The following is a 10976-nucleotide window of genomic DNA, read 5'->3' as shown; positions in this document are numbered from 1 at the left end:
TGGAAACTTTATCTACCTTGGCATCCACCCCATCAATCTTTTGGTCCAGCCGGTTAAAGGCCTGCTCTGTTTTCAGCTGAACCTGCATGATGGTTTCCTGCATGATCAGGAGGTCCTGCTTGGTGGCGAGATGTTCCGGGTTCAGGGACATCGTCACATGATGGGCAACCTCGTTATCAATACCAAGACGTTGCAATTCAGAAAACAGGTCAGCCATGTGGGGAGAATACCTTCTTCTATATAGGAGGGTTGTCAAAGCTAGGCCATAAGCCGTAGGAACTCAAATTCTGTCTGAACTTCAGAGGGAGAGTGCTTATGGGAAATAGGCTTATTGGCTTTCCATGAAAGAGCATCTTTTTTATGGGTAGAGAGTGCTCAATCACCCCCAAAGAAACCACGGAAGCGGTACAGGCGTTACTGGATGAAAACGGATACTACGATGAGTGCTGGGTCTGCCTGCCCTTAAAAGACAGCGGCTATGTGCATGTGATGATTCACGCCCTGCGCCACTCCACAACCGATATCCGTTTTATGCCCGGCATGCGGGATATGCCTCTGCTGAACCATAAAATCACCCCCATTGGTGGCTTTTACTCTCTGGATATCAGCTGCACACCCATGATTGGCTATAACCGTATAGTCAAAAGTATTGAGGACAGGGTGATAGGGGGGCTGATCTTCCTGATGATTATGCCAGTGTGTGGGCTGATTGCCCTGGCGGTGAAACTTTCATCCCCCGGCCCGGTGCTGTTTAAACAGTATCGCCATGGTGTGGATGGCAAGCCCATCAAGGTGTATAAGTTTCGCTCCATGAAAATTCACAACGAAGATGATGGCAAGGTGACTCAGGCCACCAAGGGCGACCCCCGTGTCACACGGGTGGGCGCGTTTATCCGCCGCACCAGCCTCGATGAACTGCCTCAGTTTTTTAATGTGATTCAGGGGAAAATGTCCATTGTTGGCCCTCGCCCCCATGCTCTGGAGCATAACGAGTATTACAAGGATATGGTGGAGTCCTATATGAAGCGCCATAAGGTGAAGCCGGGGATTACCGGATTGGCGCAGGTGCGCGGCTACCGGGGTGAAACCGACACGCTGGAAAAAATGCAGAAGCGGGTAGAGTGTGATCTTGAGTATATGAGCCGCTGGTCTCTCTGGCTGGATGTGAAGATTATTTTTCTAACCGTATTTAAAGGGTTTGTTGGTAAAACAGCTTATTGAATTTTTACCACAGAGGGCACAGAGATCACCAAGGTTTAAAGCTTTTCTCTGTGGTCTTTGTGGCCTCTGTGGTTAACAAAAAAATGCTTTTCTATTTACTCTTAGCCACGCTGTTGTGGCTTCCCCTCCCTGAAGCCAGTCGCCCGGATTGGGCGATGGTGATCCTCTCTTCTCTGGTTTATACACTGGCGGCATTTGCAACCGTGTCCTGGGTGCGTGGGCGGCTGGTGATAACCCCTGCTTTTCGTGCAGCCACTCCGTTACATATTGGGTTTATTCTGGTGATGGCCTGGATGTGGTTTCAGCAGATTCCTTTGCCTATGGCGTGGGTACAGGCGCTGTCTCCTTCTGCTGCGGAGTATTCTCTGCAGGCTCAGGCTGCGATGGGGCTGCCTGCGGGTACTTATGGCTACCTGTCCTTAGCCCCGGAAGCGACTCATTTCAGCGCACTGCTCACCACGGCCTATTACCTGTTGTTCTGTTTAACCCTGTTGCTGGTGGATTCACGCAAGCGTCTGGAACAGTTGCTGATGGCTTTTGTGGCAGCAGGAACCTTTCAGGCGGTGTTTGGTTCCCTCAGTACCTTGTCGGGTGCCGAGTGGCTGCTGTTTCGGGAGAAGACCTCTTACTTGGGTGTGGCAAGCGGTACTTTTGTGAACCGGAACAGCTTCTCCGGCTTTTTGGAAATGACCCTCGCCGCAGGTATGGGGTTGCTGATTGCCCGCCTGCAGAACAACCGGTTCACCAGCTGGCGGGAACGCCTGATGGCGGCCTTGCAGGTGCTGATGAGCAACAAGGTGCTGTTGCGCAGCGCTCTGGCGATTATGGTGATTGGTCTGGTGATGTCCCGTTCCCGTATGGGTAACACGGCGTTCTTCAGCAGTTTGATGGTCACCGGGCTGATTTATGTGGTGATTCAGCGCAAGCTGACCCGTGGGATGGTGTTTCTGTTCGCCAGCCTGTTGATTATTGATACGGTGATTATCAGCCAGTGGTTTGGTTTAGAGCAGGTGATGAACCGTCTGGAGCGAACCTCCATGGAACGGGAAACCCGCCCTAATGTCGCCCATGTGACGCTGGATATGATCAAGGATAACGGGCTGACAGGCACCGGCGGCGGCAGTTACTACACGGCATTGCCCCACTATCACGATGGCTCCTGGGGAGGCTTTTATGATCTGGCCCATAACGATTACCTGCAGTTCCCGGCGGAGATGGGTGTTCCGGCCTTTTTGATTCTGGCGGCCATGGTGTTGTTCTGCCTGTACAAAGCTTTTCGGGCGATGGGGCAGAAACGCAAAAAACTCTATCAGGGGGCAGGTTTTGCCAGTTTTATGGGTATACTGGCGATTCTGATTCATGCCACGGTGGATTTTAACCTGCAGATGCCTGCGAATGCGGCCTATTTTGTTGTTCTCATGGCTGTTTCTCTCATAGCCCACAGCCGATCGAAAGCCAGCTGAAACGGGATAGAATGCCATTGGCTGTTGTTCTGGCTGCCTGCTGGTATGGTCGTTTTCAAAAATAAAAGGTCTATCTATGGATGAATATGGTGTTCTGGTTGAGCGGGTAGGGGAGCTGGTACAGGCAGGACGAAAGAAGGCTCAGCAGCAAGTAAATGCTGGCCTGGTTAAAACCTATTGGCATATAGGGCGCCATATTGTTGATTTTGAGCAACAAGGCGAGCCCTCAGCGGAGTATGGAAAACAGCTGCTTGATCGGTTGTCTAAAGATCTGAAACAGGCGTATGGAAAGGGGTTCAGCCGCAGTAATATCTACCTGATGAGGCAGCTTTATCTCTGTTATCCAAAAATCCAGACACTGTCTGGATTTTTGAGTTGGTCAGTCTATTGCGAATTGCTGGCGATATCCGACGATGTTTCTCGCAGTTTTTACGAGAAGCAGTGTCTTGAAGAACGTTGGTCGGTGCGGGAGCTGAAGCGGCAGATAAACTCTGGCCTGTTCGAACGTCTGGCGCTGAGCAAGGATAAAGCCGGTGTGCTGGCTTTGGCTCGGGGGCACCAGCCCGAGTCTGCGCACGATCTCGTTAAGGATCCTTATATTTTTGAATTTTTCGATCTGCCCGAGAGAAACCGATACAGCGAGAAAGATCTGGAAAACCAGTTGGTGGATAAGCTAGCTCAGTTTTTACTCGAACTCGGTAAGGGGTTTGCCTTTATTGGGCAGCAGTACAGGATTACTCTGAACAACACACATTACTATGTGGATTTACTGTTCTATCATCGCATCCTTAAGTGTTTTGTTCTTATTGATTTAAAGCTGGGTAAGGTCAGTCATCAGGATATTGGACAGATGAACCTTTATCTGAACTACTTCAAGAAAGAAGAGAATGCGCCTGATGACCATGAGCCCATCGGCATAGTGATGGCGGCCGATAGAGATGAAATTCTTGTTGAGTATGCAACTGGTTCCATCTCCAATCAGATTTTTGTTTCTCGATACAAAACACATCTACCGAACCGGAAAGAACTTGCCCATAAGCTTGAGACTTTAATGCAGGGATGTGAAGAGCTCTGACATGATGCAGAAAATCGAAGAAAGGTCAGGCAGGTTCAGCGGTAAGCACACTATATGATAGATATACACAACCACATAATCCCCGGCATCGACGACGGTGCCCAGACCATCGAAGACTCTCTGGCTCTCCTGCAACTGGCCACAGACAACGGCATCACCCACCTGGTGTGCACACCTCACATGCACCCCGGCCGGTTCAATAACACAACCGATACCATCAAACCCGCTTTCGAAACCCTCCAGCAGGCCGCAAGGGAACACAACCTTCCCATCCAGCTGGCCATGGCGGCGGAGGTACGCATCAGCGATGAATTTATGATTCAGCTGAAAAGGGACAAGGTGCCATTCCTCGGCCGCTGGGAAGACAAAACCGTGGTGCTGCTGGAAATGCCCCACGATCGTATTCCCATGGGTATCGAGAACCTGCTGTCCTGGCTGGACCGGCAAAACATTCGTGCACTGATTGCCCACCCGGAACGCAATAAAGAGATGATGCGCAAGCCGGAGCTGGCTCACTCGCTGGCAAAACGGGGTGCATTGTTTCAACTTACGGCAGCCTCGGTGGCTGGTGGCTTTGGACAGAAGGCTCTGCAAACCGCTCAGTGGTTTCTGGAGAATGAGCTGGCGTTTTGTGTGGCGTCCGATGCTCATAATGTCACGCACCGGCCTCCGGCTATGAAGGCGGCGTATGAAGCGCTGGGTGCAGAGCTGGGGGAGTTGCTGTGTGTGACGAATCCGCTTCTGTTAACGAGGGATCTTTTTAAAGCCGTTTAATAATGAAACCGACAGGCAGCAATCGTCAGTTGTTTATCTGTTGCCTGGTAAATAAGTCTGTGTTCTTCACTGATGCGTCTGGACCAGTAGCCTTTTTATCTGCTCAATGGATTCGTTCAGATGCTTCACATTATTCGGTGATGACATCAGGTGCAGGTTTTCCATAAGGTTGTTGTAGGTGTCCAGAGACATAACCACAGCATCCTCGCCTTCACGGCGATGAATGATGGTATGTCCGGCGTCATCGGCGACCTTATCCAGTACACGTTTTAAATTGTTTCGGGCCTCTGAATAGGAAATAACATTCATGACTTCACCTCTCGTACACTTTATTGTACAGCTTTTTGTTCAATCAGTTGGACAAGTGTAGTCAGAAATCGTTCAATCTCCAAGTTTCAGCTGAATCAATACGTGTTTAATCCAAGGCACAGAATCCGACAGTGAGAGAGCTGTCAGGGCTCTGTGCCTTTTTCGTTCATGAGCTTTGAATTTTATGGAACATACCAGGCGCCGAAGAAGGCGATCTCGCAGTAAAAGCGCTTCCCGCGGAAAGAAAACCTTTAACCTGCGTCGTTTACCCGTGCTGCTGTTGTTACCCGTGCTGGGCTGGTTGATAGTCACCAGCCTTCAGAACCTGAAAGCCAGCGCTGTCAACAGCCAGACCCAGCAATACATGACCTTCTGGCGAGAGGAGCTCCGACAGAGCAAAGGCCAGTACACCCTGCCAGAGAAGATGGTGAAGGTGGCGCGAAAAGGGGCAGAGCGCGCTATTGCGCTGGCGCCGAACAAGCCGGAATACCGGGTAGCGCAGGCACAGGTGGAAGACTGGGTGGTGCAGGATGCCCAGCGTCACGGCAAAGTGCTGGATGCCGGAGACAAGGCGTTTCAGCAGCAGGGTATTCAGGCCTACCGCGAAGCGATAAAAATGCGCCCGGCCTGGCCTTACACCTGGGCCGACTTAGCCATGGCGAAAGCCCGTGCCAATGAGATCGATCAGGAATTCTTTAACGCCCTGGAACGGGCCACAACCCTCGGCCCCTGGGAACAGCCGGTGATGAACACGGTGACCCAGCTCGGCCTCTGGTATGGCGACTGGTTGCCTGCCACGGTGAAAACAGCGGTGGATGAGAACCTTGTTCGCTATGCCGGGAAGTATCCTCGTCAGGCTATGACGGTTGCCCGTGCCCAGAAGAAAACGGATGTGGTTTGCCCGCTGGTGCCGAAGCCTGAGTGGTTTCGGCGGGATTGTTCTTCTTGATTGAGCCGCCGTGCGCAGTGACTGTGTGCTTTGTGCCCTCTGTGGTGAACAGTTCTTCCTGTAGACAACTCAAGGTTCACGAACCCCATCAATCACCTGAGCCGCTTTATCAAAGGTGTATACCCCTTCCAGCTGGTCTGGAAATTTCACGCAGTAACTTGCTTTATTAATAATCAATGCATCCGGAAAGTCTGCACTTTTACGTTTGCTGCCCACTTTCACCGGCACTGCCAGCCGATAGTCGTTCAGTGCACGCCACACCGTCTGGCCATCTTCAAAACGGATGTTTGGTTCGGAAAAAAGCTGTTGAATCACATGAATCAGCTGAGCTTTATTCAGGTTGTACTTTTTACCCCGTAGCGTCCACAGGGTTTCAACCAGAACAATATCCGTGATCAGTACCATTGCGCTGCCACTCATTAGCCTGGCTGCCTTTGCAGACTGTTGCCTGTCATCATCCAACAGGTAGCGCAGTAATACATTGGTATCGATAGCAATCATGGGTTTATACCGGTTTGCATCGACGTTTCATCAGTCATTCGCTTATCGCTTTTGATGTTTTTCAGCATCCCCCGCGCCGCGCCCTTGGTTTTTTTTACAATGGTGATGTGGCCGTGGTTATCAATATAACTCTCATATTCATCACCTGGAGCAAGGCCCGCTAACCGGCATTGCTCTGCAGGTAGTGTTATCTGCCGTTTGGCACTGATGACTGGCATACGATAGTTCTCTTTACTTTTTGTGTAAAAGTAAAGATATAAGGCGTCTACTGTCCGGTCAAGTTATCGTCAGTTTCCAATGGGGTCAGGTTCATTTTTGTCCGCAGACATCCCGTCCGTTGCATGACGAGAGAAGATCATGCAGATACAATGTAAAAAATTTTCCACGAAACCCTTGAGATACAGAAATGACAGCGGCAAATGACTCAGTTTGGGGTATGAACCCTGATCCTGCTATGGCCAGGCAGCTTGCCGTTCGTGATGTGCCTTCCCTCGTCTATGATGCGGTGAACCTTGAAGGTGTAGCGATGACCTTGCCAGAGGTTCAAACATTGCTGGATGGGATTACTGTGGGGGGCCACAAAATTAGTGATCAGAATATGGCTCTGAGCCAAGCCGATGCCTGGAAGCATTTATTCGCCCTTGTATCCGATGGGAACTTCTCCTTTTCAAAGGACGTAGCTCTTGAAATACACAAAATCGCAGGCAAGGAAGAAGCTCTTGAAGGGGGAGCATTTCGTACTGGAAACGTAACGATAAGTGGTTCCGAATATGAACCACCATCTCCTGAAGACCTTGATCAGGTTTGGGGCGAGATTGAAGTTGAAGTGAGTAGATGCAGTGATATCTATGATCGTGCGATGACCGCATTCCTGAGAATGGCAAGAGCACAGCTCTTCTGGGATGTCAATAAACGCATGGGCAGGTTCATGATGAATGGTATTCTTCTTGCGGCTGGTTTCCCTATTATCAACGTGCCTGCAAAGAAACAGAAAGATTTCAACCAACTGATGTTAGAGTTTTATAGTTCTGGTGATATGGCTCCGATGAATAAGTTCCTGCGTGATTGTGTTAATCCAAAGATCATAGAGAACTTCAAATAATGCGCATATATGCCACGAGGGCCTCTTTTGTGGTGGCCATTCTCAAGCGATCTTTGGCTCACTTTGCCGAAGCTGGCATGAATGCGAGATATTAACACGGAAGGTTGCTATGTCAGGAACCCATTTGTTTGGTAACCTGGCGCTTGCCTTGCTGGACGGCAGCAGAGGGAGTGCTTTCAGGGCGCTGAAAAAGTTGTTGATGTTCTGGCAGAAAAACGGGAAGAGAGAACATCCCGCCCGAGACAGGCGAATCGGGCGATCAGCTCTTGGGTTAACAGCAATCAGAGTCTCTTAATGTCCTCCGTATGAATAAATGCTACTCAGTAACTATTACTTCCTTATTAGCCTCGATGATTTGCATCCCAACACCACGTACTTCACTGAGTTCTTCAGCCGATTTGAACTCACCATGTTCATCGCGATAATCAACAATCCGTTTGGCCGTTTTTTCACCAACATACTTTAGCTCTTTATCAAGAGTTTCAGCATTCGCTGTGTTGATATTGACCTTGTCAGAATCATGCTTATCAGCCCATGTGGGCGAGGAAACAAGGAAAAATGAGAAGAATGTAGCGGAAACAATTTTCTTGAGCATTTGATACCTCCGTGTACAACCCAATTCATGGGGGCTCCCTTCAAGTTTTAGTTAACAACTGGCCAATCCGCAAATAGGATCAGTTCACCAAGGCTGTTTGAAAGAGGTGTTGATCACTGAGATCGATGGATTGATAGACGCGTAGCCAAAAAACTGGCAGAGGTGGGAAACGGGGCTGGCACCCTGCTGATGCCAGCCATGGAGCATGGAGAGAGTGCTGAGATTATCGCTGAAATGTCACAGTTTCTATCTCCTCCAGCGCAATATGTGTTTGAGCTGGTCGTGTTTCTGCAATCACCTTGCCGTTACGCACGGAGTAACGCACAGGTACCTGACGGCGCAGGGCATCAAAGTCATTTTCAGCGGGGAGGATCAGCAACTTGGCAGGCTTGCCCACTTCAATGCCGTACTCTGTCAGGTTCATGGTTATGGCTGAGTTGGTGCTGATCAAATCCAGAGACTGGTTCAGCTGGTCGTACCCCATAATCTGGCAGACATGCAGGCCCATATGGAGAACTTGCAGCATATTCGCTGTACCCAGCGGATACCAGGGATCGAACACATCGTCATGGCCGAAGCAGACGTTAATATCAGAAGCCAGCATTTCTTTTACGCGGGTCATGCCACGACGCTTGGGATAATCATCAAAGCGCCCCTGCAGATGAATGTTAACCAGCGGGTTAGCCACAAAGTTAATGCCAGACATACGCAGCAAACGGAAAAGGCGAGAGGCATACGCACCATTATAGGAATGCATGGCGGTGGTATGACTGGCCGTTACTTTATGACCCATCTCATATTTGTGAGCCAATGCTGCAACCGTTTCTACAAACCGTGATTGTTCGTCGTCTATCTCATCACAGTGCACGTCAATCATACGGTCGTATTGACGCGCCAGTTCAAAGGTGTAGTGCAGGGATTCGATACCGTACTCCCGGGTGAACTCAAAATGGGGAATTGCGCCAATCACATCAGCACCCATCTTCACCGCATCTTCCAACAGTTCCTTCCCGTGAGGGTAGGAGAGGATACCTTCCTGAGGGAATGCCACAATCTGCACATCTATCCACTCCTTCATTTCTTCCTTAACTTCCAGCATGGCTTTCAGTGCAGTCAGAGTATGGTCAGCCACATCTACATGTGTGCGCACAAATTGTATGCCGTTGGCAATTTGCCATTTCAGAGTTTGTCTGGCGCGCTCTTTCACATCGCCAATGGAAAGCATGGCCTTACGCTCGGCCCAACGCTCAATGCCTTCAAACAGTGTGCCGGAGATATTCCAGCTGGGTTCACCGGCGGTTTGGGTGGTGTCCAGATGAATATGGGGTTCACAAAAGGGAGGCAGTACCATGCCGCCTTCGCCATCCAGTACGGGTGCTTCTGTGTTCAGTGGAGTAGCGTCACCTTCAATGGCGGCAATACGGCCACCCTGAACAAGAATCTGGAAGCAACCAGCCCGCCCACGGATGGCAACATTTTTAATCAATAATTCAGACATGGTCTTCTTTCCTTCAGGCGGTGGCTTGCTTGTCGGTGGATGGGGCCCCATTAAGCACAGGGTTAAGAATCAAGTAGCTGGTGGCGCCGCCAGCGGCACCGAAGATAAACATCAGGCTGTTATTACCATCATCAGGGGAATCACACCTTTACGCGCAGCCGAGGGCACAGGCCCAAGGCTGTAATTTTCATTACCCAGAGCAAACTGGTAGAGGCGGTGCGGTTGTCGGCTGTACTTTGCTCTGATCGATAACGGGCCGGTTTGTTTCGCTAACAACACCCGGGAGCAAGGGGTGGAAGCGAATGAACATTTGCACCTCTTGTGTGTCAAAACGTGTCTGAGTGACTTAAATAAGGACAATGAAGTCTTATGAAGAAGGTAACCATTTCACCATTTACTATTCTTACTCCAAAAAGAAGGCCGCCACACAGAGCCCCTAAATTCAACTCTTCTGGGCACGCCAGGGCTATAACAGCAACCAAGTACTATAGCCGGTGGAGTGGAAATGCTACCCGTCTTTTATTGGAGGAATGCAAAAACATTCCACTTGATAAAAGGAGGAGTGTGGCGGCAACAGTATCGTCCTTGATCGCGAATAATGCAGTATTGAGACAGGAACGTACCCCGTCCGGTATTCGTCACAGGCTGGACCTTATAGGGCTTTCCCCCGAATTTACGGACGAAGACCTGGATCAACTCATACAATCATCTCCCTACGCTCATGTGGAAAAACTTGATAAGAAGGTTGTACCTCCTGAAATCACAACAACCCCGGAAAGCCCGGAAAGCCCAGAAAGTCCGGAAAGTCCAGAAAGTCCGGAAATCCCAACAACTCCAGCAACTCTGACACCCCCAGCAAACGTTTTCCCCTACTATAACCCCGATGAGGTATTTCATTTTCATCACACTGCGCAACCCCGGATCAAAGCTCACCTCTGCGGCTACTGGCAGCAGGTGCCTGTTGATATCGACGATCTCCATGAACGTATCGAATGCGTGTGCCGATTCACCAATTACTCACCGGATACGTTGTATAAGTTATTAACGGATAAAGCGAGAGAGTATCAGCTGAATCGGGATCGCAAGCGTTAACTCTATAGCGTGAAAGGGACAAGCCGGGTCACTCATCTTTCTGATTGTGTTGGGTGCGCTTGTGTTTGTTGAGGTTACTGGATTGGGCAAAACGCCTGTTGCATCCGTCAAAGTCACAGATAAAGGGCCTGTCTCCTGTGTGAATGCGTTTATGAGGTGAGATGACTGGATGTGGTGAAAGACTGATAGCACCCGCTCTGGTTACAGACAAAGGGTCTATCCCCTGTGTGGATAGTGGGTGGTGAGATTACCGGATTGGGCAAATCGTTTGCTGCATCCGTCAAAGTTACAGACAAAGGGTCTGTCCCCAGTGTGGATGCGGTAGTGTTTGATGAGATCGCAGGATGTGGTAAATGCTCTGTGACACCCCTCAAAGTCACAGGTAAAAGGTTTATCG

The 10976-nt window shown here is 50.0% G+C and carries 14 protein-coding genes; 7 read left to right on the top strand and 7 right to left on the bottom strand.

Annotation, left to right across the window (positions count from 1 at the left end; all coding sequences use genetic code 11):
- The coding region (locus E1189_RS07890; protein ID WP_196221306.1) for a hypothetical protein at positions 1 to 217 on the bottom strand (217 nt) is incomplete at its 3' end.
- Positions 218 to 360: 143 nt separating this feature from the next.
- Here E1189_RS07890 and E1189_RS07885 point away from each other — a divergent pair.
- The 4 genes from E1189_RS07885 to E1189_RS07870 all read left to right on the top strand — a co-directional run bounded on the left by E1189_RS07885 (position 361) and on the right by E1189_RS07870 (position 4533).
- Positions 361 to 1221, top strand: a complete 861-nt coding sequence (locus E1189_RS07885; RefSeq protein ID WP_155159484.1) for an undecaprenyl-phosphate glucose phosphotransferase — start codon at positions 361 to 363, stop codon at positions 1219 to 1221.
- A gap of 83 nt (positions 1222 to 1304) precedes the next feature.
- Positions 1305 to 2684 (top strand): O-antigen ligase family protein, encoded by a 1380-nt coding sequence (locus E1189_RS07880; protein ID WP_155159483.1) that lies wholly within the window; start codon positions 1305 to 1307, stop codon positions 2682 to 2684.
- 76 nt (positions 2685 to 2760) lie between these two features.
- Complete coding sequence (locus E1189_RS07875) at positions 2761 to 3759, top strand: PDDEXK nuclease domain-containing protein (protein ID WP_155159482.1); 999 nt, start codon at positions 2761 to 2763, stop codon at positions 3757 to 3759.
- Between the two features lie 54 nt (positions 3760 to 3813).
- Positions 3814 to 4533 (top strand): tyrosine-protein phosphatase, encoded by a 720-nt coding sequence (locus E1189_RS07870; protein WP_155159481.1) that lies wholly within the window; start codon positions 3814 to 3816, stop codon positions 4531 to 4533.
- On the opposite strand, the gene E1189_RS25885 is transcribed toward E1189_RS07870, so the two are convergent.
- A complete protein-coding gene (locus E1189_RS25885) occupies positions 4530 to 4586 on the bottom strand; it encodes a hypothetical protein (RefSeq protein WP_329601941.1) in 57 nt (18 codons plus the stop codon). The genes E1189_RS07870 and E1189_RS25885 overlap by 4 nt on opposite strands.
- 13 nt (positions 4587 to 4599) lie before the next feature.
- Entirely contained in the window at positions 4600 to 4842 is a 243-nt protein-coding gene (locus tag E1189_RS07860; RefSeq protein ID WP_155159480.1) for a type II toxin-antitoxin system Phd/YefM family antitoxin, read from the bottom strand.
- Positions 4843 to 5026: 184 nt separating this feature from the next.
- Between E1189_RS07860 and E1189_RS07855 the strand changes: the two genes are divergently transcribed.
- A complete protein-coding gene (locus tag E1189_RS07855; RefSeq protein ID WP_155159479.1) occupies positions 5027 to 5791 on the top strand; it encodes a hypothetical protein in 765 nt (254 codons plus the stop codon).
- Between the two features lie 69 nt (positions 5792 to 5860).
- Here E1189_RS07855 and E1189_RS07850 read toward each other — a convergent pair whose 3' ends face one another.
- Together E1189_RS07850 and E1189_RS07845 are read right to left on the bottom strand one after the other, a co-directional pair.
- A complete protein-coding gene (locus tag E1189_RS07850; RefSeq protein ID WP_155159478.1) occupies positions 5861 to 6292 on the bottom strand; it encodes a type II toxin-antitoxin system VapC family toxin in 432 nt (143 codons plus the stop codon).
- On the bottom strand, positions 6289 to 6510 hold the full coding sequence (locus E1189_RS07845; protein ID WP_155159477.1) for an AbrB/MazE/SpoVT family DNA-binding domain-containing protein: 222 nt from the start codon (positions 6508 to 6510) through the stop codon (positions 6289 to 6291). Before E1189_RS07845 ends, E1189_RS07850 begins: the two co-directional genes overlap by 4 nt.
- Positions 6511 to 6698: 188 nt before the next feature.
- Here E1189_RS07845 and E1189_RS07840 point away from each other — a divergent pair, with 188 nt between their 5' ends.
- The gene (locus E1189_RS07840; RefSeq protein WP_196221305.1) at positions 6699 to 7394 is read left to right on the top strand and encodes a Fic family protein; all 696 of its coding nucleotides are present in this window, start codon (positions 6699 to 6701) and stop codon (positions 7392 to 7394) included.
- Between the two features lie 316 nt (positions 7395 to 7710).
- Here E1189_RS07840 and E1189_RS07835 read toward each other — a convergent pair whose 3' ends face one another.
- Positions 7711 to 7989, bottom strand: coding sequence for a ComEA family DNA-binding protein (locus tag E1189_RS07835; protein WP_155159476.1), 279 nt, complete (start codon positions 7987 to 7989; stop codon positions 7711 to 7713).
- A gap of 223 nt (positions 7990 to 8212) precedes the next feature.
- Positions 8213 to 9487 (bottom strand): cytosine deaminase, encoded by a 1275-nt coding sequence (locus tag E1189_RS07830; RefSeq protein WP_155159475.1) that lies wholly within the window; start codon positions 9485 to 9487, stop codon positions 8213 to 8215.
- A gap of 564 nt (positions 9488 to 10051) precedes the next feature.
- On the opposite strand from E1189_RS07830, the gene E1189_RS07825 reads away from it, so the two are divergent.
- Positions 10052 to 10579: a hypothetical protein gene (locus tag E1189_RS07825; protein ID WP_155159474.1), complete on the top strand. Its 528-nt coding sequence runs from the start codon at positions 10052 to 10054 to the stop codon at positions 10577 to 10579.
- The last annotated feature ends 397 nt before the right edge of the window (positions 10580 to 10976 follow it).

It is taken from the genome of Parendozoicomonas verongulae, from assembly GCF_009711465.1.
Classification (GTDB): domain Bacteria; phylum Pseudomonadota; class Gammaproteobacteria; order Pseudomonadales; family Endozoicomonadaceae; genus Sansalvadorimonas; species Sansalvadorimonas verongulae.
Note: the sequence above shows the minus strand (reverse complement) of the source record. Positions and strands in the feature narration are given on the sequence as shown.

What these genes read in the sequence shown, in the direction of transcription:
- E1189_RS07885 (WP_155159484.1), top strand. Translation starts at nt 361, where the DNA reads ATGGGTAGAGAGTGCTCAATCACCCCCAAAGAAACCACGGAAGCGGTA.
- E1189_RS07880 (WP_155159483.1), top strand. Translation starts at nt 1,305, where the DNA reads ATGCTTTTCTATTTACTCTTAGCCACGCTGTTGTGGCTTCCCCTCCCT.
- E1189_RS07875 (WP_155159482.1), top strand. Translation starts at nt 2,761, where the DNA reads ATGGATGAATATGGTGTTCTGGTTGAGCGGGTAGGGGAGCTGGTACAG.
- E1189_RS07870 (WP_155159481.1), top strand. Translation starts at nt 3,814, where the DNA reads ATGATAGATATACACAACCACATAATCCCCGGCATCGACGACGGTGCC.
- E1189_RS07860 (WP_155159480.1), bottom strand. Translation starts at nt 4,842, where the DNA reads ATGAATGTTATTTCCTATTCAGAGGCCCGAAACAATTTAAAACGTGTA.
- E1189_RS07855 (WP_155159479.1), top strand. Translation starts at nt 5,027, where the DNA reads ATGGAACATACCAGGCGCCGAAGAAGGCGATCTCGCAGTAAAAGCGCT.
- E1189_RS07850 (WP_155159478.1), bottom strand. Translation starts at nt 6,292, where the DNA reads ATGATTGCTATCGATACCAATGTATTACTGCGCTACCTGTTGGATGAT.
- E1189_RS07845 (WP_155159477.1), bottom strand. Translation starts at nt 6,510, where the DNA reads ATGCCAGTCATCAGTGCCAAACGGCAGATAACACTACCTGCAGAGCAA.
- E1189_RS07840 (WP_196221305.1), top strand. Translation starts at nt 6,699, where the DNA reads ATGACAGCGGCAAATGACTCAGTTTGGGGTATGAACCCTGATCCTGCT.
- E1189_RS07835 (WP_155159476.1), bottom strand. Translation starts at nt 7,989, where the DNA reads ATGCTCAAGAAAATTGTTTCCGCTACATTCTTCTCATTTTTCCTTGTT.
- E1189_RS07830 (WP_155159475.1), bottom strand. Translation starts at nt 9,487, where the DNA reads ATGTCTGAATTATTGATTAAAAATGTTGCCATCCGTGGGCGGGCTGGT.